The 24,332-nt window shown below is 44.5% G+C and carries 20 protein-coding genes; 7 read left to right on the forward strand and 13 right to left on the reverse strand.

All coding sequences use genetic code 11. The annotated features are described in order from the left end of the window. Positions 1 to 72: 72 nt before the first annotated feature. The 7 genes from acpP to yceD form a co-directional block, all read right to left on the reverse strand. Positions 73 to 306 carry an acyl carrier protein gene (gene acpP, locus L9Q40_RS14430; protein WP_004406112.1) on the reverse strand — a complete coding sequence of 78 codons (234 nt, stop codon included), beginning with the start codon at positions 304 to 306 and terminating at the stop codon, positions 73 to 75. Positions 307 to 553: 247 nt separating this feature from the next. Beyond that, complete coding sequence (fabG, locus tag L9Q40_RS14435; RefSeq protein WP_065297672.1) at positions 554 to 1,288, reverse strand: 3-oxoacyl-ACP reductase FabG; 735 nt, start codon at positions 1,286 to 1,288, stop codon at positions 554 to 556. A 41-nt stretch (positions 1,289 to 1,329) separates the two neighbouring features. After that, positions 1,330 to 2,253, reverse strand: a complete 924-nt coding sequence (gene fabD, locus L9Q40_RS14440; RefSeq protein WP_020335642.1) for an ACP S-malonyltransferase — start codon at positions 2,251 to 2,253, stop codon at positions 1,330 to 1,332. A gap of 76 nt (positions 2,254 to 2,329) precedes the next feature. Next, positions 2,330 to 3,280 carry a beta-ketoacyl-ACP synthase III gene (locus L9Q40_RS14445; RefSeq protein ID WP_020335643.1) on the reverse strand — a complete coding sequence of 317 codons (951 nt, stop codon included), beginning with the start codon at positions 3,278 to 3,280 and terminating at the stop codon, positions 2,330 to 2,332. 5 nt (positions 3,281 to 3,285) lie between these two features. Next, on the reverse strand, positions 3,286 to 4,311 hold the full coding sequence (gene plsX, locus L9Q40_RS14450; RefSeq protein WP_014232494.1) for a phosphate acyltransferase PlsX: 1,026 nt from the start codon (positions 4,309 to 4,311) through the stop codon (positions 3,286 to 3,288). Between the two features lie 10 nt (positions 4,312 to 4,321). Beyond that, positions 4,322 to 4,492 carry a 50S ribosomal protein L32 gene (gene rpmF / locus L9Q40_RS14455; protein ID WP_014232495.1) on the reverse strand — a complete coding sequence of 57 codons (171 nt, stop codon included), beginning with the start codon at positions 4,490 to 4,492 and terminating at the stop codon, positions 4,322 to 4,324. A gap of 59 nt (positions 4,493 to 4,551) precedes the next feature. Then, a complete protein-coding gene (gene yceD / locus L9Q40_RS14460) occupies positions 4,552 to 5,076 on the reverse strand; it encodes a 23S rRNA accumulation protein YceD (protein ID WP_014232496.1) in 525 nt (174 codons plus the stop codon). A gap of 149 nt (positions 5,077 to 5,225) precedes the next feature. Here yceD and L9Q40_RS14465 point away from each other — a divergent pair, with 149 nt between their 5' ends. After that, entirely contained in the window at positions 5,226 to 5,807 is a 582-nt protein-coding gene (locus L9Q40_RS14465) for a Maf family protein (RefSeq protein WP_498793695.1), read from the forward strand. Between the two features lie 56 nt (positions 5,808 to 5,863). Here the strand turns inward: L9Q40_RS14465 and rluC are convergent, their stop codons facing one another. After that, complete coding sequence (gene rluC, locus L9Q40_RS14470) at positions 5,864 to 6,808, reverse strand: 23S rRNA pseudouridine(955/2504/2580) synthase RluC (protein ID WP_498793697.1); 945 nt, start codon at positions 6,806 to 6,808, stop codon at positions 5,864 to 5,866. A 640-nt stretch (positions 6,809 to 7,448) separates the two neighbouring features. On the opposite strand from rluC, the gene rne reads away from it, so the two are divergent. Next, positions 7,449 to 10,532, forward strand: coding sequence for a ribonuclease E (rne, locus tag L9Q40_RS14475; protein ID WP_491843333.1), 3,084 nt, complete (start codon positions 7,449 to 7,451; stop codon positions 10,530 to 10,532). A 322-nt stretch (positions 10,533 to 10,854) separates the two neighbouring features. Next, positions 10,855 to 12,414: a SulP family inorganic anion transporter gene (locus L9Q40_RS14480; protein ID WP_014232500.1), complete on the forward strand. Its 1,560-nt coding sequence runs from the start codon at positions 10,855 to 10,857 to the stop codon at positions 12,412 to 12,414. Positions 12,415 to 12,485: 71 nt separating this feature from the next. Here the strand turns inward: L9Q40_RS14480 and L9Q40_RS14485 are convergent, their stop codons facing one another. Further along, positions 12,486 to 12,935 carry a low molecular weight protein-tyrosine-phosphatase gene (locus tag L9Q40_RS14485; protein ID WP_409391163.1) on the reverse strand — a complete coding sequence of 150 codons (450 nt, stop codon included), beginning with the start codon at positions 12,933 to 12,935 and terminating at the stop codon, positions 12,486 to 12,488. Positions 12,936 to 13,057: 122 nt separating this feature from the next. On the opposite strand from L9Q40_RS14485, the gene cobO reads away from it, so the two are divergent. After that, on the forward strand, positions 13,058 to 13,663 hold the full coding sequence (cobO, locus tag L9Q40_RS14490) for a cob(I)yrinic acid a,c-diamide adenosyltransferase (protein ID WP_118118958.1): 606 nt from the start codon (positions 13,058 to 13,060) through the stop codon (positions 13,661 to 13,663). A 66-nt stretch (positions 13,664 to 13,729) separates the two neighbouring features. Here cobO and L9Q40_RS14495 read toward each other — a convergent pair whose 3' ends face one another. The 3 genes from L9Q40_RS14495 to apbC all read right to left on the reverse strand — a co-directional run bounded on the left by L9Q40_RS14495 (position 13,730) and on the right by apbC (position 17,905). Further along, positions 13,730 to 15,805: an AsmA family protein gene (locus L9Q40_RS14495; RefSeq protein WP_498793699.1), complete on the reverse strand. Its 2,076-nt coding sequence runs from the start codon at positions 15,803 to 15,805 to the stop codon at positions 13,730 to 13,732. 190 nt (positions 15,806 to 15,995) lie between these two features. Beyond that, a complete protein-coding gene (udk, locus tag L9Q40_RS14500) occupies positions 15,996 to 16,637 on the reverse strand; it encodes a uridine kinase (RefSeq protein ID WP_014232504.1) in 642 nt (213 codons plus the stop codon). Positions 16,638 to 16,828: 191 nt separating this feature from the next. After that, positions 16,829 to 17,905, reverse strand: a complete 1,077-nt coding sequence (apbC, locus tag L9Q40_RS14505) for an iron-sulfur cluster carrier protein ApbC (protein ID WP_498793701.1) — start codon at positions 17,903 to 17,905, stop codon at positions 16,829 to 16,831. A gap of 160 nt (positions 17,906 to 18,065) precedes the next feature. On the opposite strand from apbC, the gene metG reads away from it, so the two are divergent. Further along, the gene (gene metG / locus L9Q40_RS14510; RefSeq protein ID WP_014232506.1) at positions 18,066 to 20,141 is read left to right on the forward strand and encodes a methionine--tRNA ligase; all 2,076 of its coding nucleotides are present in this window, start codon (positions 18,066 to 18,068) and stop codon (positions 20,139 to 20,141) included. Positions 20,142 to 20,355: 214 nt separating this feature from the next. Beyond that, the gene (locus L9Q40_RS14515; RefSeq protein ID WP_020335652.1) at positions 20,356 to 21,162 is read left to right on the forward strand and encodes a hypothetical protein; all 807 of its coding nucleotides are present in this window, start codon (positions 20,356 to 20,358) and stop codon (positions 21,160 to 21,162) included. 80 nt (positions 21,163 to 21,242) lie between these two features. Here L9Q40_RS14515 and fadR read toward each other — a convergent pair whose 3' ends face one another. Further along, entirely contained in the window at positions 21,243 to 22,082 is an 840-nt protein-coding gene (fadR, locus tag L9Q40_RS14520) for a fatty acid metabolism transcriptional regulator FadR (protein WP_498793702.1), read from the reverse strand. Positions 22,083 to 22,723: 641 nt separating this feature from the next. On the opposite strand from fadR, the gene nhaB reads away from it, so the two are divergent. After that, positions 22,724 to 24,310: a Na(+)/H(+) antiporter NhaB gene (nhaB, locus tag L9Q40_RS14525; protein WP_498793703.1), complete on the forward strand. Its 1,587-nt coding sequence runs from the start codon at positions 22,724 to 22,726 to the stop codon at positions 24,308 to 24,310. Positions 24,311 to 24,332 lie beyond the last annotated feature (22 nt).

The raw sequence follows: 24,332 nt of genomic DNA on the forward strand, positions 1-24,332 counted from the left end.
AATATTTCTATGAGAGGATAGAAGAAGTTAGAAAGAACACAGGCGGTCTAGGAGACCGCCTGGGAGAGATAATTACTGAGCGCTGTTTACGTAGTCGATTGCAGCTTGAACAGTAGTGATCTTCTCAGCTTCTTCGTCAGGAATCTCAGTGTCGAATTCCTCTTCTAGAGCCATAACTAGTTCTACAGTGTCTAGAGAATCAGCACCTAGATCGTCAACGAAAGAAGCTTCGTTTTTAACTTCTGCTTCGTCTACACCTAGCTGTTCAACAATGATTTTCTTTACGCGTTCTTCGATGTTGCTCATTTTTTCTTTTCCTTTACAGATTTCGCCTAATGCGATGATTCCGTAGTTTATTCGAACTATTGAAAGTTGCAAGGGGGTCCTTGCTGGTCAAACCACAAAATTAGCGAATTTAACCGAATTTCAATACATTTTTGACTTAAATCATGCACAAATCTTGCGCATAAGCATGACAAGTTCATGACAGTAAAGTGCAACTATAAGCTATTCTTCACAATGTAAAATAGCTTATTTTGCCGAAACTGTCGTATTAAACCATGTACATGCCACCATTTACATGCAAAGTTTCACCAGTAATGTACGCTGCTTCAGGTGAAGCAAGGAAAGCTACTGCTGATGCAATTTCGCGAGGATCACCCAAACGACCTGCAGGAACGTTAGACAAAGTTGCCGCACGTTGCTCGTCATTTAATGCCTTAGTCATGTCAGTTTCGATGAAACCTGGAGCAACAGTGTTTACTGTTACACCACGAGAAGCAACTTCACGAGCCATCGATTTAGTGAAACCGATCACACCTGCTTTTGCTGCTGCGTAGTTTGCTTGGCCTGCATTACCCATAGTACCCACTACAGAGCCTACGTTGATTATACGACCCGCACGCTTTTTCATCATGCCACGCAATACCGCTTTAGACATACGGAAAATTGGTGTCAGGTTAGTATCGATGATGTCATTCCACTCATCATCTTTCATACGCATTAGTAGGTTATCACGAGTGATACCAGCGTTGTTTACTAGAATATCGATCACACCAAACTCATCATTGATGGTTTTTAGTGTGGCTTCGATAGACTCAACGTCAGTAACGTTAAGAGTCAAACCTTTACCGTTTTCGCCTAGGTATTCGCTGATAGCAGCTGCGCCACTTTCAGACGTCGCAGTACCAATAACTGTTGCACCACGTTCAACAAGAAGTTCAGCAATCGCACGGCCAATGCCACGGCTTGCGCCAGTCACTAGAGCGATCTTACCTTCTAGATTCATCATGTTGTGTTTTCCTTTTGTTATCGTGTCTTAACGCTAAATTATTTAGCCGCTTCTAACGACGCTACGTCGTTAACCGCCGCTGCACTTAGTGTCTTCACGATACGTTTTGTTAGACCTGTCAGCACTTTGCCAGGACCAAGCTCAAGAAGATTCTCTACGCCTTGCTCACTCATCAGCTGTACGCTCTCAGTCCAACGAACTGGGCTATGTAGCTGGCGAACAAGCGCGTCTTTAATTTTTGCCGGATCAGTTTCAGCCGCCACATCAACGTTGTTGATCACTGGAAGCTGTGGCGCATTAAACTCAATAGACTCTAGAGCAACAGCCAGTTTTTCTGCCGCAGGTTTCATTAGAGCACAGTGAGAAGGCACTGAAACAGGAAGAGGAAGCGCACGCTTCGCACCAGCTTCTTTACATAATGCACCAGCACGCTCTACTGCGTCTTTGCTACCAGCGATAACAACTTGACCAGGAGAGTTGAAGTTTACCGGAGATACCACTTCGCCTTGCGCTGCTTCTTCACACGCTTTTGCGATAGATTCATCATCTAGGCCAATGATTGCGTACATTGCGCCAGTGCCTGCAGGTACGGCTTCTTGCATTAGCTGACCACGAAGCTCAACCAGTTTGATTGCTTCTTTAAAATCAATCACACCTGCACATACTAGTGCTGAATACTCACCCAAGCTGTGACCTGCTAGGTTTGCAGGTTGCTCAAGACCAAGTTCTTGCCATACACGCCAAATAGCCACAGACGACGCTAACAATGCAGGCTGTGTACGGAACGTTTGGTTGAGATCTTCAGCAGGGCCATTTTGAACAAGCGCCCATAGATCGTAACCTAGTGCGTCAGATGCTTCTGCAAATGTTTGTTTTACTACGTCATATTGTTCGCCAAGCTCAGCCAGCATACCTACTGCTTGAGAACCTTGGCCTGGAAATACGATAGCAAACTTGCTCATGTTGTTTTCCTTTAAGCAATGTAAAAAGAAATAAGATGCACTTAAGTGCACCTTAAATTTTGAATACTCGTGAAACTTAGAACTTCACCAGAGCAGAGCCCCAAGTGAAACCGCCACCAAATGCCTCTAGTAGCAAAGTTTGTCCACGCTTGATGCGGCCATCGCGCACCGCTTCATCCAACGCTGTCGGAACGGTCGCTGCCGATGTATTACCATGCTTGTCTAAGGTCAATACCACTTGATCCAAAGACATTGATAGTTTCTTAGCTGTCGCTGAGATAATTCGGTAGTTCGCTTGGTGCGGTACTAGCCAGTCTAGCTCAGACTTGTGCATGTTGTTGGCTTCAAGTGTGTCTTTAACCAATTTAGACAATTGAGTTACTGCAACCTTGAATACTTCGTTGCCAGCCATGTGAAGCCATTTGTCAGCATCTTTACCACGCTCAGGCACTGGTAAGCTCAATAGCTCACCGAATTGACCATCCGAGTATATGTGAGTAGAGATGATGCCAGGTTCTTCACTTGCTCCAACAACAACGGCACCCGCGCCGTCACCAAACAGAATAATGGTTGAACGGTCAGTCGGGTCACATGTTTTTGACAATGCGTCTGCACCAATCACCAATACGTTTTTACACATACCTGTTTTGATGTGCTGGTCAGCTACAGATAGAGCATAAACAAAGCCAGAACAAGCAGCGGCTAAGTCAAAAGCCGGACATCCTTTAATGCCAAGCTTTCCCTGCACCTGACACGCAGATGAAGGGAAAGTATGGCTACTGCTGGTAGTAGCTACAATGATAAGATCGATGTCGTTCTTATCTATACCTGCCATATCGATAGCGTTTTCAGCTGCGTAGAATGCCATGTCAGCGACAGTTTCATCTTCTGCTGCGATTCGACGCTCTTTAATACCCGTGCGAGCAACAATCCACTCATCACTTGTATCTACCATTTTCTCTAGATCTGCGTTAGTACGCACCTGAGATGGCAGGTAGCTGCCAGTACCTAAAATTTTGCTATACATGAAGACTAATAATGCCTCTCGAGTAAAACCGCTTCCAAACGATCGCTAATACGGCCTGGTACTTGTCGTTTGACCTCGTGTACTGCCTCTCCAAGTGCATTGACAATTGCAGATACATCAGCACTTCCATGGCTTTTAATGACAATGCCGCGCAATCCTAGCAAACTTGCGCCGTTATACTGGTCGGGGTTCAGTGTTTTTAGTTCATTAAATAGCCGAGAAAACAACTTTCTAGCAATCCAACCCTTTATCGTAGACGCCATCATACTGGTTTTAATTTTTTCGATAAAAAGTTGTGCTGTTCCCTCGCTGGCCTTTAAGCATACGTTACCAACAAACCCATCACAAACGATGACATCGGCAACGTCATGCAATATTTGATTACCTTCAATATAACCAACAAAATTAATTGCGTCGGTTTGAGAAAGCATTTCTGCACAGCGCTTAACGAGATCATTCCCTTTTATCTCTTCTGCACCGATATTGAGAACCGCTACGCGAGCGGGATGACCCAGGTGCTGTTCAGCCAACGCGCTGCCCATCACGGCAAACTGGAACAGGCTATCGGCATCGCAAGATACATTCGCTCCCAGATCCAACATCCAAGTGCGCTTTCCGCTGATTGTTGGCAATGCAGACACTAAAGCAGGACGATCAATGCCAGGTAGCAATTTGAGAATAAAACGTGACAGCGCCATCAATGCACCAGTGTTACCACCACTGACACAAGCATCGGCTTTTTGCTCGGAAACAAGATCGATGGCTTTACGCATCGAGCTATTTTGGCTATTGCGTAGTGCTAAAGAGGGCTTTTCTGAGTTAGAAATTACTTTCTCCGTATGGAGAATAGTCAAACGAGATTGGGTAGAAGCACCTAATTGAGATAATTCAGACGTGATCGAGGATTGATCACCAATAAGGATCACTTTTAGCTCTGGGAAATGAGACAGTGCCTGCACGGCGGCAGGCACTGTTACGCGAGGACCGAAATCCCCGCCCATTGCATCAAGTGCAACGGTAATAGTTTGCAAAGGTTCAACCTTACTTGTTGATAACCTTCTTGCCACGGTAGTAACCTTCAGCAGTTACGTTGTGGCGTAGGTGAGTTTCACCAGAAGTCGCGTCTACAGATAGAGCAGCTGTAGTTAGCGCATCGTGTGAACGACGCATACCGCGCTTAGAACGAGTTTTACGGTTTTTCTGTACGGCCATTGACCCTACTCCTATACTATTGGGTTAAAAACCTGAAGAAGAATCGGCTACCACACCTATTACTTTTTCAGACTTTTCAAAACGTCGAATGGATTCGGTTTCTTTTCCTCAATTTCTTCAGGAAGCTCACCAAAAACCATGTTATTTGAATCAACGCTACAATCCGCTTCATCGTGCATCGCAATTTGAGGTAATGCTAAGATGAACTCGTCTTCAACCAGTTGTATAAGGTCTAATTCACCGTACTCATTTAGATCTACCAAATCATAAATTTCCGGTGCTTCCTCTTCTGTCTTCTCACCGTAGTAAGGAGTGTAAAGGAATTCAACTTCACACTGATGTGTGAATACCTCATTACAACGCTGACACTCTAATTCGACTTCGATGTTAGCTTTACCAGAGATAACAACAAGTCGCTGTTCATCTATCTCAAATGACAATGAGACTTCTGCGTCGCGTTTTACGCCTTCAGTTGCTTCCGCTAAGCGTTTGAAAAGACTAGCTTGGATGATGCCATCGTAATCCAATCGTTTCTGTGCCGCCTTCGCCGGATCAACCGTTCGCGGTATTTTTACCTTTTGCATAGGGCGCGAATCTTATCTTCCAAATCAAAATTAGTCAAAGAAAAAGGCAAAAAAGTTGTACTTTTTTACGCTTAACATACAGAGCATTAGCCAGAATCATTTTTGATCGATTATCCTATCGGAAATGCTCCTGCAAATTGTAATTCAAAATGAAAAATTACCAACTGGTTTTAGCCTCAACTTCCCCTTTTCGCCGACAACTGATGGAAAAACTCTCAGTACCGTTTATTTGCCTGTCACCTGATTGCGATGAAACTCCGTTAGACGACGAAAAACCTGTAGAACTTGTGATGCGGTTAGCCGCGAATAAAGCGACGTCTTGTAAAACAGATCAACCAAGCCTAATCGTCGGTAGCGATCAAGTTTGTGTGATTAACGATAAGATCGTTGGGAAACCACTCAATCGTGAAAATGCCATCGAGCAGCTACTTGCGCAAAGTGGAAACGTGATTGCTTTTTATACTGGCCTTGCCGTACATAATACTGCGACTAACCATACCGAGGTTGGTTACGATACTTTCGAAGTTCACTTCCGGGATTTAACTCGTGAACAAATCGAACGATATGTAGACAGAGAAGAGCCATTTTACTGCGCAGGCAGTTTCAAAAGTGAAGGAATGGGGATTTGCTTGTTCAACAAGCTTGTAGGGAAAGACCCGAACACGCTTGTCGGGCTACCACTCATTGACTTGATTGATATGTTGCGTGTTCAAGGGTTTGATGTCCTTTAACTCAAATAGAACTAAGGGAGCCAATGGCTCCCTTAGTTTAAGCGAGAAAAATACCGTTAAGCTTTTCTTAAACCAGCCAGCACTTTCTCTAACTTAGGTTCCATCTTCGCATTAATTTCCATCCATTCATCATTTGAAGGGTGCTGGAACTTAATATTCGCCGCATGAAGGAACAACCTATCCAGACCATACTGACCTGTGTAAGCATCAAAACGGCGGTCACCATAACGGTCATCCCAAGCGATTGGGTGCCCGGTGTACTGTGTATGAACACGAATTTGGTGTGTACGCCCGGTGATCGGGCTCGCTTGAATCAAGGTCGCCTGTTCAAACTTCTCCAAGATCTTAAAGCGTGTCTCAGATGGCTTACCGTTTGGATTAACACGAACGATGCTGTTTACTTCATTTTTCAACAATGGCGCGTTAACCACTTTGCAACTGCTTTTCCACTGCCCCATCACCAGTGCAAAGTATAACTTCTTCACTGTTTTTGCGCGGAACTGTGCTTGCAGGTGGCGAAGCGCTGAACGCTTTTTAGCCACAAGTAAAATACCAGAGGTATCACGGTCAATACGATGCACAAGCTCAAGAAAACGTGCGTCAGGACGTAAAGCACGCAGCGCTTCTATCGCACCAAACTTCAAACCACTACCGCCATGAACCGCTGTCCCGGATGGTTTGTTGAGAATAAGCATATGGTCATCTTCAAAAATGATCATATCTTCAAGCTCAGCAACGCGATTAAGTTTCGTGCTCGGCGCTACGTCGTCTTCTTTCTTCTCCATAGTAACCGGAGGAATACGAACCAGATCGCCCGCTTTTAGTTTGTACTCTGCTTTAATACGCTTTTTATTAACGCGTACCTCTCCCTTTCGCACGATTCTATAAATCATGCTTTTCGGAATGTCTTTTAATTGGTTGCGCAAAAAGTTATCAATGCGCTGACCCGCCATGTCTTCATCGATGTCGACAAACTGGACTTTAGTTCTTATTTCGCTCATGCGCGCTATTGTAAACGCAAATACTCGTGACTTCACATTATTCTTTCTGCAAAAGAAACACTTGCCAGCGCAGACTGGTCTGAAATCGCCCAAGCTTTTGTTTAAATTATTAAAACTCTCTGTCAAGATTTAGGTTTGTTTTGTGTCTTCATCACTTTACACGATTCAATTGTTTAGGAAACAGCCAGTTATAAATTACAAAATTTGAATTTTGTGGCAATTTTTCTATCGTTTGCACCAAAGCAGATTGCTGATAGCGACGTGCACTGCTATAGTTCACAGCTGCTAAGGAAGGTTTGGTTACATTTTATTCACTACCATTCATTACTCCTCAAGCAGTGTGAGTAGAACGTTGAAAGTCAGGTGCTGCAATTGGCGTAAGACACGTTGAATTCAACACACTTGCCACCCTACTCCTCGCATATTCACGTTGAGTACCTACCGCCCTAATAGCGGGTCACAAGTCTGCGTTTCCGACAGAAACCTAAAGAGATTTGTGATAACTGAAGTGCCCTAGAGCATCCCCTTCCAGCCGGGAGGCTGCAAAATATAAGTCATGGGATCAGGCACCGTGGAAAAGCGACCAAACAGTGGCAAGTCGACAAGAAAGATATAAAAGAAAAGACAACGAGAATTTTCAATGAAAAGAATGTTAATTAACGCAACTCAAAAAGAAGAGTTGCGTGTCGCTCTGGTTGATGGCCAGCGACTTTTCGATCTTGATATCGAGAGTCCAGGACATGAATCAAAAAAAGCGAATATCTACAAAGGACGTATCACACGTATTGAACCAAGCTTAGAGGCCGCATTCGTTGATTACGGAGCTGAGCGTCACGGTTTCCTCCCTCTCAAAGAAATTGCCCGCGAATATTTTCCAGAAGGTTACACCTACCAAGGCCGTCCAAGCATTAAAGAAGTGCTGACCGAAGGCCAGGAAGTAATTGTACAAGTGGAAAAAGAGGAACGTGGTAGCAAGGGCGCAGCTCTGACTACTTTCATTTCTCTAGCAGGTAGCTACCTTGTTCTTATGCCTAATAACCCTCGTGCTGGCGGTATCTCTCGCCGTATCGAAGGTGACGAGCGTACTCAACTAAAAGCTGCATTAAGCACATTAGAACTGCCACAAGGTATGGGTCTGATCGTGCGTACCGCAGGTGTTGGTAAGAGTGCAGAAGAACTTGAATGGGATTTGAACGTACTACTAAACCACTGGGGTGCGATCAAAGATGCATCAGACTCTAACCCTGCTCCATTCCTGATCCACCAGGAAAGTAACGTTATTGTTCGCGCAATTCGTGACTATCTACGTCGTGATATTGGTGAAATCCTCATCGATAGCAACACCATTTATGAGCGTGCAAAAGCGCACATTCAATTGGTTCGCCCAGATTTTATTAACCGAGTTAAGAAATACGACGGCGAAGTGCCACTGTTCAGCCACTACCAAATCGAAAGTCAGATTGAATCTGCTTTCCAACGTGAAGTGCGCCTGCCATCTGGTGGTTCAATTGTTATCGACCCAACCGAAGCATTGACTTCTATCGATATCAACTCTGCTCGCGCAACTAAAGGCGGAGATATCGAAGAGACAGCACTGAACACTAACTTAGAAGCAGCCGATGAGATCGCTCGTCAGCTACGTCTACGTGACCTAGGTGGTCTGGTTGTTATCGACTTTATCGACATGACACCTGTTCGCCACCAGCGTGAAGTAGAAAACCGTCTACGTGAAGCAGTTCGTTTAGACCGTGCTCGCGTACAAATTGGTCGTATCTCTCGTTTCGGTTTGTTGGAGATGTCTCGTCAACGTTTGAGCCCTTCTCTTGCAGAAGCGAGCCACCACATTTGTCCACGTTGTAGTGGTACGGGTGTTGTTCGTGACAACGAATCTCTAGCGCTTTCTGTTCTTCGTCTAATCGAAGAGGAAGCACTGAAAGACAATACTGCGCAAGTATTGGCTGTTGTCCCAGTGCCAATCGCCTCTTACCTATTGAACGAAAAGCGTCGTTCAGTTAACCACATCGAACGCATTCAAGAAGTGAAAATCACGGTTGTTCCTAACTCTGATATGGAAACACCGCACTTCGAAGTGATTCGTGTCCGTGAAGGCGAAGAATTTGATCTGATTTCTTACCTACTTCCTAAGAAACTGGAAGCGTTGAAAGAAGCAGAAGGTAAAGATCCTGTAGAAACGGACATCAAACCTAAACGACTAGAAGAACCAGTACTTAAGGGCTTTGCTGCACCTTCACAATCTGCACCTGCTCCAGCTTCTAAGCCAGCACCAGTGGCGAAGAAGAAGGAAAGCGAAGAAGTGAAGAAAGAAGCTTCGCCTGGTCTGTTTAGCCGTTTATTCAAAGCGCTTGGTAGCTTCTTATTCGGCGGTTCTCAAGAAGTAAAAGAAGAGCCTAAGCAACAAGAAGAGAAAAAGCCTAGTCGCGACAACAAGCGTAACAAGCGAGATCGCAACGATCGCCGTCGTGGTAATCAACGTGATAACCGCGATAATCGAGATAACCGCGATAACCGTCGCCGCCGTAAGCCTCGCGACGAGCAAGCTACTGAGCAGAATGATACTCAGCAGCAACAAGCAGCTGGCCAAGCAACCGGCAATAAACCGCAAAACCGTAACCAGAAGCGTAAGCCTAAAGCTCAACAAGCAGAAAATGCTCAAGAACAAAAAGCGAATGCAAAAGTAGCGGAAAAAGGCCTTCAACTTGCAGCCGAAGCTCGTTCTGAAACAAAACCAGAAAGCAGCAAAGCGAAGCCAAACGCTAACGCTAAAGCAGAAAAAGTTAAAGAACGTCGCCAACGTCGTAAACTAAACAAATCTGTTCGCGTTAAAGATCAGCAGGCTGCTGAGCAAGCTGAAGAAACACTAGTTAAAGCTACTGAATCTGTTGAAGCACCAGTAGAGAAACCAGTAGTAGAAGCAGTAGAAACTCAGCAAGAAAACAAGCAAGCCGAGTCAAAGCAACGTCGTAATCGTCGTTCACCACGTCACCTTCGTGCAAGTGGTCAACGCCGTCGTCGTGGTCGCGATCGTCGTCCTAACCCATTCCGCCTACGCAAAGGTGGTGTTGCCTCTCCAGAGATGGCAATGGGTAAAGTGATGCCACGTTACATTCCAAAACCAGCGCCTAAGAAGGAAGAGCAAGTTAAGGAAGAAGCAGTAGTCGCTGCAGTACCGGCAATGCAAGGTGGTTTCGCTTGTCCTGAGATGGCAATGGGTAAAGTGATTATTCGCCGTGAGCTACCAGTCGTTGCAGAGCCTAAAGCTCAAGAAGCGGTTAAAGTTGAAGCACCTGTTGTTGAACCAGTGGTTACTGAACCTGCTGTTGTTGAGCAAGCACCTGCGACACCAATCGTTGAAGAAAAGGCACCTGTTGTTGAAGTAACTCAACCAGTGGCAGAAACGACAACAGAGCAACCTGTAGAACCAGTAGTTGAAACTGTTGCCGAAACCACTGAAACGGTAGAAGTAGAAGAGGTGAAAGCACCAGCTCCTGCTGAAGTTCAAGAGATTGTCGTGGATGTGACTAAAGCGGTCGCTAAGCCAAACGCAAGTGCACCAATGACAAAAGCTCCGGGTCCTCAAGAGCTGCGTGAAATTGAAGTTGCTGCGGCACCATTTAAAGCTGACCGCTACCAGCCTAAAGGCGCTGGTAGTCAAGTAGCGAAAAACCGAGCTTCTGCAGCGATGACTAAACCAAACTTCAACTAGTTTGAGTTAGTAATTAGCTGAAAAGCAACTAAAAAGGCTGCCAAGTGGCAGCCTTTTTTACTTTCCGTTGAATCAACTTTCATTGTTCAATTTAATATCATTGACCGATCACAATTGTGGGTCAATATACGTGTCATTCTTGAACTTAATCACACTTTTCGGTAGCATTCGCCGACTAAAGTTTTCGACACCATTCTAATGCCACTCCTTTACTACTCCGATTTACACTGAGTGAGCGGATGACAAACCCACCTCTCAGTGGCTTGTGCAAATAAGAATATGTGTCGGGATAAACTCATCTCAACGAGAACTTAAAACAAACATGTTCGAATTTCCGCAATTTTCAAAGCACTCTGTAAAAAATGATGTGCTCTCAGGTTTGACCGTAGCATTAGCATTGGTTCCTGAAGCAGTCGCATTCGCATTCGTTGCTGGTGTAGACCCAATGGTTGGTCTTTACGCTGCATTTATCGTTGGCTTGATCACTTCTATCTTCGGTGGTCGCCCAGGCATGATTTCCGGTGCAACAGGCGCAATGGCCGTTGTAATGGTATCTCTTGTTGCCAGCCACGGTGTCCAATACCTATTCGCAGCAATTATGCTCGCGGGTATTCTTCAGGTTGCCGCTGGTCTGTTCAAGTTAGGTAAGTTTATCCGAATCGTTCCTCATCCAGTGATGATCGGCTTCGTAAACGGCTTAGCTATCGTTATCTTCCTGGCTCAACTTGGCCAATTTAAAGCGCCTGACATCAACGGCATTTTGACTTGGTTACCACAAGACCAGATGATGCTAATGCTTGGTTTGGTTGCACTGACAATGGCAATTATTCATTTCTTACCAAAAATCACAACAGCAGTACCATCTTCGCTGGTCGCTATCGTAACGGTTACCGCGCTAGTGGTTGGTTTAGATCTTGAAACCCGTACCGTCGTTGACTTCTTGCGTACAATGTCTGGTGATGAAGCAGCAACCCTAGCGGGCTCTCTGCCAACATTCTCTATTCCAATGGTGCCATTCACGCTTGAAACTCTGCAAATCATCCTGCCTTACGCGATTATTTTGGCTGCAATCGGTCTGATCGAGTCACTATTGACGCTGACAGTATTGGATGAAATGACAAACACACGCGGCCAATCTAACCGTGAATGTATTGGCCAAGGCATGGCTAACATGACTTGTTCCGTATTCGGTGCGATGGGTGGTTGTGCGATGATTGGTCAATCGATGATCAACGTAAACTCAGGTGGTCGTGGTCGTCTTTCTGGTATCGTTGCCGCAGTTGCGTTGTTGATGTTTATTCTGTTCGCTTCGTCGTTGATCGAGATGATTCCTCTCGCTGCACTTGTTGGTGTAATGTTTATGGTTGTCATCGGTACATTCGAATGGGCGACATTTAAACTGGCGCGCCGCGTACCAAAACAGGACTTCTTCGTTATCGTACTGGTTACTGTTGTGACCGTACTTACCGACCTGGCTGTTGCTGTAGGCGTCGGTGTTATCGCTTCTGCGCTGATGTTTGCCTGGCAGCATGCTAAGCACATCTACGCTGACACATGTCTGAACGAAGAAGGTTCAAAAGAATACAAAATCCATGGCCCTATCTTCTTTGGTTCTGCAGCGAACTTCCTTGAACTGTTCAATGCGCAAGACGACCCGAAAGATATCATTGTCGACTTTGCTGACTCACGAGTGACTGACCACTCGGCGATAGAAGCGATTGAAACGTTGGCAGAACGCTACGCGGTGCTTGGCAAGACACTTCATCTGCGCCACTTAAGCCCGGATTGCCGTAAACTTCTCGATAAAGCGGGCAGTCTGGTAGAAATCAATGTTAAAGAAGACCCTAGCTACAAAGTTGCAACCGACTTGTTAGCTGGTTAATAAATCGAAAGATATGATGTAAAGGGATGAGTATGACTCATCCCTTTTTTATTTTTCCGGCGGCACAGCATTCACACTTTTTTCAAAATGACTTCTGATGCCTCTTCAATTAAATCCAACACCAACTCGAAGCCATCGTCTCCGCCGTAGTATGGGTCAGGAATTTCGTCATAGCTGGAATCAGAGTGACTAAGAAACAAAGAGAGTTTATGTCGGTGCTCAACAGGACAACTATCCAAAAGATCGGCTAAATTGGCTTTGTCCGCCGCCAATACCATATCAAAGTACTCGAAGTCTTCACTTTTGACCTGACGTGCTTTCATGCCTTTAAAAGAGTAGCCTCGCAGTTTACCTGCCGCCATCGCGCGCGTGTCTGGTGAATTTCCTGCGTGATAACCAATTGTCCCTGCGGAATCAACCTCTACCGTAACACCAAGCTCTTTTGCTTTCGCTCTCATTACCGCCTCTCCGGTCGGTGAACGACAAATATTTCCCATACAAACAACGAGTATTCTCTTCATTTTATTCCCTGAATTATCGGTGGTTTTTCTGAATCACTTGTTGATCTATCATAGCGACATAATACGACTAGCCCAAGTTAACACCGAACCTTGGGTGTAATAAAAGGAATTGAGGTACTGATATGTCTATCGAAGAAAATAAAGAAGCCCGTCACAAGGCTCGCCAACAGAAAGTGAAAGAACAGGTAGACGCTAAAATCGCGGCCGCCCAGGAAGAAAAAGGCCTGCTCCTGATTATTACAGGAAATGGCAAGGGTAAATCAACGTCTGGCTTTGGCACGATAGCTCGTGCTGTAGGGCATGGTTTAAATTGCGCTGTAGCTCAATTTATTAAAGGCACTTGGGATAACGGTGAACGTAACCTGCTTGAGAAATTAGGTGTTGAGTTTCAAGTTATGGCGACAGGCTTTACCTGGGAAACGCAAAACAAAGCGGCAGACACTGAAGCTGCGCAATTGGTCTGGCAAGAGTGTAAGCGCATGCTGCAAGACGAATCGCTCGATGTCGTTCTGTTTGACGAACTGACTTACATGGTGAGTTACGGCTACATAGATTTAGACGAGGTTGTAGAAGCACTCAACAATCGCCCTAAAATGCAGTCCGTTGTCATCACAGGACGTGGCGCGCATCGTACATTGATTGAAATGGCCGACACCGTATCTGAAGTGAAAAACGTGAAACACGCTTTCGAGTCCGGCGTAAAAGCCTTGAAAGGTGTCGATTGGTAGTTTGACGACTAGCCATAAAAATAAAAAGGGTTGGCGAAATGCCAACCCTTTACGTACTGAATGAAGTTAGTTAAACAAGTTTTTCAATAAACCATCAACCGCTTCTTTAGTCTTTTCGTCTTTGATCTTATCCGTCAGTTTCTCTACACCACGGTCAATCTCTTTTTGTGCTTTTTGTTTCAGCACATCATCGAATACCAGTTTGAATTTAGGGTCTGCCCACTTACCAGATACATTGATTGGTATCGTAATATCTTTCAGCTCATCGATATTCTTACCACCTTGCCCTTCTAACGTGCCGACAATTGACGTACTGATAGTGAAATCGACAGTTTCGTTCAGGTAATTTGCTTTCCCATTACCACGCACACGAAGCAGTGGTGACTGCGCCTTCATATCATCTGTGGATACCACGCCTTTGTTTAGCTTCAACGTCGCTGTCATTGCACTGAAGTCCGTTTTCTTCACTTCCTTCGTGCTTTCAACGGACTGACCTTTGAATTTTGCGTAGTTTTCTCGAATTAACTGTGCCACGTTAATGCCATGAACAGCACCATCAGCAAAGTTAATCGCCACTGTGCCCACTAGGTTCTGTTTAATACCAGTCGGTGTCAGGCTGCTGCCTTTTACATTAACGTCTATATTACCGGTACCTTCCAACTTATCATTGTCTGCAACATCCACTAATAACGGCTGAACTTTCACACCTTTAATCGTGCTAGTCGCAATGTATGTCGCAGGCGTTTTACGAGCATCCAATTGTGCTTTCGCGTTAATCGTACCTTGATAGAGTTTCGAGCTGAATGAAGTCAGTTCAGCAACACCACGGTTGACCGTAAAGCTTGCTTTCACGGCTTCCATTTTCGCGTTTGCCGCTTTGAAGTTGTCTATCGTGATGTCACCTTTAACATCCAGTGTCTTCAGTGCTGACAAATCAGGCTCTACTTCCGGGCCAGTTTGGCTGGTTCCGCTAGTTGATGCCGATTTGTCACCAGATTGTTGGTTTAGCCCCAGGAATTCATCCAAATCAATATTTGGACTATGCAGCGCAAAACGAACTTTCGGGATATCGCTCAAAGTCACATCCGCTTTGCCGTCTAGCTCGATAGCATTTGCTGTGAGCTTCTCCAATACAAAACTCAAGTGGCTTGTGTTCAGATCAAAAGACAAATCAGACAGCATATCCACCTTCATTGGTGATTGAGGCAAAGTCTCACCTTCAAAAGTCGATTTAAGTGATAACTTGTCTAATTGTACTTTGCTGATCGCGTTGTCGATACTGAGCTGAGCGGCGCCTTGCATGTCCAACTTCATATCCGAAGCACTGCCTTTCAGGGCATAGCTAAGGTTAATAACGGTATCAAATGCAAAAGTATCCAAAGTGATGTTAGCCGATTCGATATTGTTGCTTGGATCAGCGTAAGTGGCATCAAACTTGATGTTCTTTAGCTCATAACTAGCGAGACCTTTGGCTAATTTAAAGTCCGCCTGACCTTGCGCGGTGAACTTCTGGTCATTCGTCTCACCTTTTATACCGAAATCTGCTGTCGTCCAATTGTCAAAAGCAAATTCAGAAAGATTGAGAGAAATATCATACAGCTTAGTGTAGCTGTCGGCTTGCTTATCCTGAATCTCTAAAGAGCCATTAGATACGGTGACACCAGCAAGGTTGATCACCCAATCAGAACCTGACTGCTGAGTTTCTGTGCTCTGTTCCGATGCAGCATTATCAGTTTGTTGAGACTGTTGCGCTTTTGTCAGAGCATCAATGTTTTTGCTGCCATCCTGCTTGGTTTCGAGATAAAACTCGGCACCATCAAGTGTGACATTGCCAATTTCCAACTGCTTGCTGAACAACGGAGTAACCGATACATCTACGCTCACGGTATCCACTTTGAACAGATTTGGCTGACTGAATCCTTGTGGGTTTCTTAGCTCCGTACGACCTAGCTCAAGACCAATGGACGGGAAGAATTGCCAGCTTAGATCCCCTTCTATCACTAACTCCAAGCCCGTTTGTTTTTGGGCTTGTTCAACGATAAGGGGCTTAAATTGATTAGGGTTTACAAAAATAGTTAAAGCGATAATCGCCCCAACAACTAGCACAACTGGTATTGCAATAATTAAGAGCAGTTTCTTCATTTGTTTATCCTTGCTCGTGTATTTTTAAATTCATAATAGTTGATTTGTTCTATCGCTGACAGTTCCGTGAAAGCGTCAATTTATCCTTTATTGTAGTGCAACTGATTAATTTAAAAACAAAAAAAAAAGAAGTAACACCTAAGGTGCCACTTCTTTTTACAAAAATAAAGCGATATAGCTGTTTAGAGGCTTATGCTTTCAAAAGTCTTGCAATATGAGCTTTAAGTACGTCAATCGCGATGCGGTTTTTACCACCACGAGGAACAATGATATCCGCATATTGCTTAGAAGGTTCGATAAACTGCATGAACATCGGACGCACTGTCTGTTGATATTGCTTTAGAACGGATTCCATTGTTCGGCCACGCTCTTCAACATCGCGCTTAACACGACGAAGCAGACAGATATCTAACGGCGTATCCATAAATACTGTCGCGTGCATTAGGTCACGTAAGCGAGGATCAGTAAGAAGAAGAATGCCTTCTAGAATAATGACCTTTTTAGGCGTCAATGTAGTAGTGTGACTTGTTCTGGTGTGCTCAGTGTAGCTGTACTCAGGTACTTCTACTGCTTCACCGCGAACCAACTTCTCAAGGTGCTCACACAGCAGATCGTGGTCTAACGCACTCGGGTGGTCATAGTTAGTCTTTACTCGATCTTCCATGCTTAGGTGGCTTTGGTCGTTGTAGTAGCAATCTTCCGTGATGACACCGATTTGATGATCGCCTACTTTTTCGCGAAGCTCATTGTAAATGGTGCTCGCGATCAGACTTTTTCCAGAAGCAGAAGCGCCAGCAATACCTACGATGACGCAATGATTATTATCAGACATTAATTTGCACCCGATGATGATTTCTAGTGACATAAAAAGGTAAACCGCGTGATTATAGGGAGTTCACCTCTTAGTTACTAGCTGGAATTGGAGTTTAGTTGTAAGTTTCTAACGACCCGAAGGATTAACCTCCGGGCAAACGTTAAAATGCGCAACTTTCAACCACAAAACTTAACAAACTTAGTTAAGAATTAATTCACCATTGTAAAACTGATTGCATCTGGCTTGGCTTTGCCTTGCCAATACATCGTGCTGCATACACGATCTGCTAGCTGTTTATAATAGCCTGCATGCTCACTGTCTGGTCTTCTCGCAACCGTTGGGACCCCAGCATCAATGTCTTCTCGCATGGCGATATGCAATGGGATTTGGCCTAACAGCGCTAAACCAAACTCCTGACACATTTTCTCAGCACCACCCATACCAAAGATATGCTCAGTTGCTCCACATTGGCTACAGATGTGGTAGCTCATATTTTCAACCACACCCACAACCGGTACATTCACTTTGTTAAACATTGCTGCACCTTTACGTGCATCAGCCAATGCCAGGTCTTGTGGTGTCGTCACCAATACTGTTCCTGTTACTGGAATTTGCTGTGACAACGTAAGCTGTATATCCCCGGTACCTGGTGGCATGTCGATAACCAAGTAGTCCAACTCAGGCCAGTCGGTCTCGGTAAGCAATTGAGACAATGCTTTCGAGGCCATAGGACCACGCCAAATCGCCGCTTCAGACTTGTCCACGAGATAACCAATAGAATGAGTATAGATCCCATGAGCCAAAATAGGCTCCATCCATTTTGAATCACGGACTTCTGGTTTGGCATCTTCTTGACCAAGCATCATAGGGACCGAAGGACCATAGATGTCCGCATCCAGCAGACCAACTTTTGCACCGGATTGAGCAATCGCCAACGCTAAGTTTACTGCTGTGGTTGATTTACCTACGCCACCTTTGGCCGAACTGACCGCAATGATATTTTTTACGCCTTTAACGCTATTAGTCACGTGGGTTTCCAGCGCTTTAACACTCAATTCAACTTGAAACGCAAACTCAGGTACAGCGCCGGAGCTTTGCTGCTGCGTAACCCATTGGTGTAGCGAAGTTTTAAGCTCATTACTTGCAAATGGCAAAGTAATATCAACACCACCTTGTGCTGTTATCGTTACAATACCATTAATTTCTGACCAATTTTCCACCAGCAGTGGGTGTTGAAATTGATTAAACCAATCACAAAAATCTTGTTTTGAAGTGAACTGATGCATACGCCCTCCTTTTGAGTCCCATGCTACCACCGACCTATCGTAATCAGAACCCCAAAAAACTAAGGCATTCCGCAGTTTGACACCTTGGAGTTAGTGAGCTCATGCGGTAGTATTATCCATCAAAAATCTTTATACCTATCAAGAAAAGCGAATATTAAGTATGGCAAACGATCCAAGACCTCTTTCTTCAAGAAAAATGCTGGTAACTTGTGCCCTTCCGTACGCTAACGGTTCGATCCACCTTGGCCACATGCTTGAGCATATCCAAGCGGACATTTGGGTTCGTTACCAACGCCTACGCGGCAACACTGTAAACTTCATCTGTGCTGACGATGCTCACGGCACGCCAATCATGCTTAAAGCGCAACAGATGGGTATTACTCCTGAAGAGATGATTGCCGCAGTTAGCGAAGAGCATCAAAAAGACTTTGCTGGCTTTGATATCAGCTTTGATAACTACCACAGCACGCACTCAGAAGAGAACCGCGAGCTGGCTTCGCATATCTACCTTGAGCTGAAGAAAAACGGCTTTATCTCTAGCCGCACTATTTCTCAGCTATTCGATCCAGAAAAAGAAATGTTCCTACCGGACCGTTTTGTAAAAGGTACGTGCCCTAAGTGTAAGTCTGAAGACCAGTACGGTGACAACTGTGACAACTGTGGTGAGACCTACAGCCCGACAGAACTGATCAATCCTAAATCTGCCGTTTCTGGTGCAACTCCAGTAATGAAAGATTCTGAGCACTTCTTCTTCGACCTGCCTCAGTTTGAAAGCATGCTAAAAGAGTGGACTCGCTCTGGCTCTCTGCAATCTGAAACCGCAAACAAGATGCAAGAGTGGTTTGAATCTGGCCTGCAACAATGGGACATCTCGCGTGATGCGCCTTACTTTGGTTTCGAGATCCCAGGTGAGAAGAACAAGTTCTTCTACGTATGGCTAGACGCACCTATCGGCTACATGGGTTCTTTCAAAAACCTATGTGACAAGCGCGACGATCTAGACTTCGACGAGTACTGGAACAAAGACAGCTCAGCTGAACTGTACCACTTCATCGGTAAAGACATTGTTTACTTCCACAGCCTATTCTGGCCAGCAATGCTAGACGGTTCTGGCTTCCGCAAGCCGAACAACGTATTCGTACACGGTTACGTAACAGTAAACGGTGCGAAAATGTCTAAGTCTAAAGGTACCTTCGTCAAAGCGAGCACTTACCTAGAGCACCTAGACCCAGAATGTCTGCGTTACTACTACGCTGCGAAGCTAAACAGCCGTATCGATGACCTGGACCTTAACCTTGAAGACTTCACTCAGCGCGTAAACGCTGACGTTGTGAACAAGATCGTTAACCTGGCATCACGTAACGCTGGCTTCATCGCAAAACGTTTTGAAGGCAAGCTGTCTGACAACTTTGCAGAGCCTGAGCTGTACAACGAGTTCGTTGCTGCGGCTGACCGTATCGCTGAACTTTACGAAACGCGTGAATTTGGTCGTGCAATCCGTGAAATCACTGCGCTAGCGGACAAAGCAAACCAATATGTTGACGAAAAAGCACCATGGGTTGTGGCGAAGGAAGAAGGCAAAGATCAGGAACTACAAGAAATCTGTTCTGTGGGTATCAACCTGTTCCGCGTGCTGATGACTTACCTAAAACCAGTAATGCCGGCACTTGCTGCACGTACTGAAGCGTTCCTAAACCAAGAACTGACTTGGGAAAACATCGCTGCGCCGCTAACAGGTCACGAAATCACTAAGTTCAAAGCACTGTTCAACCGTATTGATCCTAAGAACATCGAAGCGATGATCGAAGCGTCAAAAGAAGATGCGGCGGCAGAAATGGCGGCGAAAGAGAAAGCCGAAGCAGAAAAGAACAAGGCTAGCCAAACTGAGCTAGACAAAGATCCAATCGCAGAAGAGATTGAGTTCGACGCTTTTGCTGCAGTGGATATGCGTATCGCTCGAATCATCTCTTGTGAAGAAGTACCAAAAGCAAACAAATTGCTTAAATTCCAGCTAGATATCGGTGGTGAAACTCGCCAAGTGTTCTCTGGCATCAAGTCAGCGTACAAACCTGAAGAGCTAGAAGGCAAGCTAACGGTAATGGTAGCAAACCTCAAACCTCGTAAGATGAAGTTTGGTATGTCAGAAGGCATGATCCTAGCAGCGGGCCCTGGTGGCAGCGACCTATGGATTCTTGAGCCACACGAAGGCGCTCAACCTGGTATGCGCGTAATGTAATCATTAACGCGTTAAAGCTAACGACATTGATAAATCCCCGCCAAACTGGTGGGGATCTTTTGATCAATTTCACAATACTGTGCATTTATCGCACCAAAAACGAGCAAAAATAACAATCTAGGTCTATCTGGCCCTGTTTATATGCACCATTGGTTGGGAATAATTTTTGCATGACTACCTTAGCTAGGTCTTAAGAACTAACAAGGAGTTAGTCATGTTTGTTTTGATTTCGACATTACTGTCTATAGTAATTCTCGCTGGTATTTACCACCTCTCATCTAAACGAGAGCAGCAACATGCAAGTAAATATCAGTTACTAACGCTACTACGTGATGTAGTGCACCTACTTCGTCGTCACCGTGCCGCTACACACTACTCTATTCAATTCAACAAAAATAAAGAACAGGAAATAGAGGATCTTAATCAGGCTTTGACTCAGAAACTGTATCTTCTTGTGGAATCATCTCGCTCAGAAAACAAGCCTATGTATCGAGTCTTGCAGATAAACGTAAACAAAATGCTGGAGCAGTGGCAAGACAACAGTGTGGCTCGTAATCAGATGGAACATGGTAAGCTAATCCGTCACTGCCTGTTCTTAATGGATGAAGTCACCATCGCTTGGCTAGCTATTGAGCAAAGAGACGAACTCCATGACGAGTACCATATTAGCTGGCAGGCCATCATTGATAATCTCGAAACACTCACTCAGTTACGAATTTGTATCAGAGATTTTGATGATGTGTCCGATCAAGAGCGTTTAAAGAATACGGCCGCTATTATGCTTCGTAAGCTCAATCAATTAGCCGTAATCGCCCCACTCAGTATAGCGTCACCAGTCGCAGTGCGTTCTATACAGGCTCTCCACGACTATGTTGAAGATAGAGTCACAGGGCTGACCGAAGAGGAGCTATACAATATTACCTCGGATTTATCGTTGACGATTTTTAATACGTACGACCATGTACTTTCAACGATAGTTGAAGATCTTTACTTACCTCTTCCCAGACTCACACTAGCGTAATCGACACCACTGAAAAGAAGACAATAAAAAGCCGCAGACTAAGTCTGCGGCTTTTCAGAACCATGAGTAAGTATTAAAACTTAACAATCATCTTCGGTAAAGCTAGTTGGTAACTGCTTCTTCATTTCGTTCCAGATCAACGCGCTTTCGATACCGTAATGACGAATAACAACAGGAAGCTGATCACGCTCCGCATTTTCACACGTTTCCAGAAGCTGACGGTAGAATTTCAACGCCAACTCACGTGAAGCCGGATTTGAGAAGTAGTAGCTGCCGACACGGTCATACAGCTTTTTCAATCCGTTAAAGATAAGACCGTAAATCTGGTTGCCAGAATGGAATGCTAAACGCTGGAACAACATATAGTCGTAGAAGTTGAACGTTTTAGCGATAAGGATCTCTTGTCGCTTCGCCTCGTCTTTTTCGTTCTCTTCTTTAACGTTCTGCAGCACCTTGTCTGCATACGGAGAAGAGGCGATAAATTCATCCCAAGACGGGGCATTCATAAGCGCTTCACAAGACTCAATCACGTTCTTGATCGTACGCTCAGAGCTTTCTTTATTCATCTTGAATGCGTAACGCATGAAGATTGGGCTGATGTTGGTCCGAGCTGCAAGCAGATCTTCTACAATATTCGTTGCGTTATCGACATCCAGGGTCATCAGCGTATCCAAAATATGCAGACCTGACGTCTCCATGAATTGGTTTACTTTTGTTGGTTTGCCATGCTGGATAGTCAACCATCCATCACGTGCTAATCGTTGAAGAACCTCTCGCAACGTCGTGCGCGTAACACCAATCAGTTCAGACAGCTCACGCTCAGCAGGTAAAATTGAGCCAGGAGGAAAACGGCCGTTCCAAATGCTCTCGATAATGTACTTTTCTGCAAATCCAGCAGGGCTTTTCGCCTTTATGACCATTCTACGTTTTATCCAATATTGATTTTTGAGGGTCGATACTACTCATCATACCACTAGTTAACGGTTTGAGAAAACTAACGAACAATATTTAAAACACCCTACAAGTAGAGCAAAAACTCTACAAGTAGTCTCAATAGTGAATCATCGTTAACGTACCTATAACAAGTAAAACCAACATTTTACTTAAAAAGTACTAGTCATAATTTCCCATAAAGTAACGAAACTTTGGTCACATTTTTATATTCAGAATATGAAAAATTAATTTGTATCCACTCAATAAATTTCTCAGTTAAATTATATTTTTTCGTATCTAGTCATCATTTAGAATCCCAAAAGGAGTTTTCTAAAACTTTCATGATATAATAATGCACGTTCGCTCGCGCTCTTACATTAAAAAAGTTGTTTAAGTCAGAAGCCTTAAGCTTTGTTATTGACTAATAAAAACCTGCGTGTAGAGTTTGCGATCGAAAGTGAGCGGTGCTTAAGTTCAAAGGAAGTAACTTGGCAAGACTACAATAAAACAAAGGATTGTTGTTTTACTAAGTTACTGTTTTAAAAGACTAGCTAATAAGTCTAACAAACAAGTACTTATGCACTATTTCGTAGTGTCTATTCATAAATTTATTATAAAGAGATTTATCATGCCGATATCGCTCGGAAACGCTTTTATCAAGAACTTTCTAGGTAAAGCGCCTGATTGGTACAAAGTTGCCATTATAGCCTTCTTAATAATTAACCCTCTTGTTTTCTTTTTTGTCAGTCCATTTATTGCAGGTTGGTTGCTGGTCGCTGAATTTATTTTCACGCTAGCAATGGCATTAAAATGCTATCCACTACAACCGGGTGGTTTACTAGCAATAGAAGCCATAGCAATTGGGATGACTAGCCCTGCACAAGTGAAGCATGAATTGGTAGCGAATATTGAAGTGTTACTACTTCTAATATTCATGGTTGCTGGCATTTACTTCATGAAACACCTTCTGCTGTTTATTTTTACCAAAATATTACTTGGCATTCGCTCAAAAACGTTGCTGTCACTCGCATTCTGTTTTGCTGCGGCATTTTTGTCCGCGTTCTTGGATGCACTGACCGTTATCGCCGTTGTTATCAGCGTAGCAGTGGGCTTCTACTCGATTTACCACAAAGTGGCTTCAGGAAACCCTATTGGTGACCATGACCATACACAAGATGACACCATCACCGAGCTGACTCGTGATGACTTAGAAAACTACCGCGCATTTTTACGTTCATTGCTAATGCACGCAGGTGTGGGTACCGCACTTGGCGGTGTAACCACTATGGTTGGTGAACCTCAAAACCTGATTATTGCCGACCAAGCGGGTTGGTTTTTTGGCGAATTCCTGATTCGTATGTCGCCAGTTACGTTGCCAGTACTCTTCTGTGGTCTCATTACTTGTGCGCTCGTAGAAAAACTAAAAGTCTTTGGATACGGCTCAAAACTGCCAAACAATGTTCGCCAAATTCTCGTGGACTACGACCGCGAAGAGCGTAAAACACGTACCAAACAAGATGTCGCTAAACTTTGGGTTCAGGGCTTTATCGCGGTATGGCTAATTGCAGCTCTCGCACTACACTTAGCGGCAGTTGGTCTGATTGGTCTGTCGGTGATTATTCTTGCGACCTCGTTTACTGGTGTTATTGATGAGCACTCGATGGGTAAAGCGTTTGAAGAAGCTCTACCTTTTACCTCCCTACTTGCGGTGTTCTTCTCTATCGTTGCCGTCATCATCGACCAACAGCTATTTAAACCCGTTATTGATGCCGTACTTGCTGTAGAAGACAAAGGGACACAGCTCGCTCTGTTCTATGTCGCCAACGGCTTACTATCCATGGTTTCGGACAACGTGTTTGTTGGTACGGTTTACATTAACGAAGTGAAAACCGCTCTTGTTGAAGGCTTGATTACTCGTGAGCAGTTCGATTTGCTAGCTGTGGCTATCAACACTGGTACTAACCTACCTTCAGTTGCAACGCCAAACGGACAAGCAGCGTTTCTATTCTTGCTGACTTCAGCACTTGCACCACTTATTCGCCTTTCTTATGGTCGAATGGTTATCATGGCATTACCTTATACCGTAGTGTTGGCAATTGTAGGTCTGATGGGGATTATGTTCTTCTTAGAACCAGCAACCGCGTCTTTCTACGAAGCGGGCTGGATAACTCTGCACAATGTTGATTTAACTCCAGCAGTATCTGGCGGACATTAATATTTAAGTTGATTAAGAAACT

It is taken from the genome of Allocatenococcus thiocycli (assembly GCF_921292965.1).
GTDB lineage: Bacteria > Pseudomonadota > Gammaproteobacteria > Enterobacterales > Vibrionaceae > Vibrio > Vibrio natriegens.

Bases quoted from the DNA above. Each gene is read 5' to 3' on its own strand.
- acpP (WP_004406112.1), bottom strand. From the start codon at position 306: ATGAGCAACATCGAAGAACGCGTAAAGAAAATCATTGTTGAACAGCTA.
- fabG (WP_065297672.1), bottom strand. From the start codon at position 1,288: ATGAATCTAGAAGGTAAGATCGCTCTAGTGACTGGCGCAAGCCGTGGC.
- fabD (WP_020335642.1), bottom strand. From the start codon at position 2,253: ATGAGCAAGTTTGCTATCGTATTTCCAGGCCAAGGTTCTCAAGCAGTA.
- L9Q40_RS14445 (WP_020335643.1), bottom strand. From the start codon at position 3,280: ATGTATAGCAAAATTTTAGGTACTGGCAGCTACCTGCCATCTCAGGTG.
- rpmF (WP_014232495.1), bottom strand. From the start codon at position 4,492: ATGGCCGTACAGAAAAACCGTAAAACTCGTTCTAAGCGCGGTATGCGT.
- yceD (WP_014232496.1), bottom strand. From the start codon at position 5,076: ATGCAAAAGGTAAAAATACCGCGAACGGTTGATCCGGCGAAGGCGGCA.
- L9Q40_RS14465 (WP_498793695.1), top strand. From the start codon at position 5,226: ATGAAAAATTACCAACTGGTTTTAGCCTCAACTTCCCCTTTTCGCCGA.
- rluC (WP_498793697.1), bottom strand. From the start codon at position 6,808: ATGAGCGAAATAAGAACTAAAGTCCAGTTTGTCGACATCGATGAAGAC.
- rne (WP_491843333.1), top strand. From the start codon at position 7,449: ATGAAAAGAATGTTAATTAACGCAACTCAAAAAGAAGAGTTGCGTGTC.
- L9Q40_RS14480 (WP_014232500.1), top strand. From the start codon at position 10,855: ATGTTCGAATTTCCGCAATTTTCAAAGCACTCTGTAAAAAATGATGTG.
- L9Q40_RS14485 (WP_409391163.1), bottom strand. From the start codon at position 12,935: ATGAAGAGAATACTCGTTGTTTGTATGGGAAATATTTGTCGTTCACCG.
- cobO (WP_118118958.1), top strand. From the start codon at position 13,058: ATGTCTATCGAAGAAAATAAAGAAGCCCGTCACAAGGCTCGCCAACAG.
- L9Q40_RS14495 (WP_498793699.1), bottom strand. From the start codon at position 15,805: ATGAAGAAACTGCTCTTAATTATTGCAATACCAGTTGTGCTAGTTGTT.
- udk (WP_014232504.1), bottom strand. From the start codon at position 16,637: ATGTCTGATAATAATCATTGCGTCATCGTAGGTATTGCTGGCGCTTCT.
- apbC (WP_498793701.1), bottom strand. From the start codon at position 17,905: ATGCATCAGTTCACTTCAAAACAAGATTTTTGTGATTGGTTTAATCAA.
- metG (WP_014232506.1), top strand. From the start codon at position 18,066: ATGGCAAACGATCCAAGACCTCTTTCTTCAAGAAAAATGCTGGTAACT.
- L9Q40_RS14515 (WP_020335652.1), top strand. From the start codon at position 20,356: ATGTTTGTTTTGATTTCGACATTACTGTCTATAGTAATTCTCGCTGGT.
- fadR (WP_498793702.1), bottom strand. From the start codon at position 22,082: ATGGTCATAAAGGCGAAAAGCCCTGCTGGATTTGCAGAAAAGTACATT.
- nhaB (WP_498793703.1), top strand. From the start codon at position 22,724: ATGCCGATATCGCTCGGAAACGCTTTTATCAAGAACTTTCTAGGTAAA.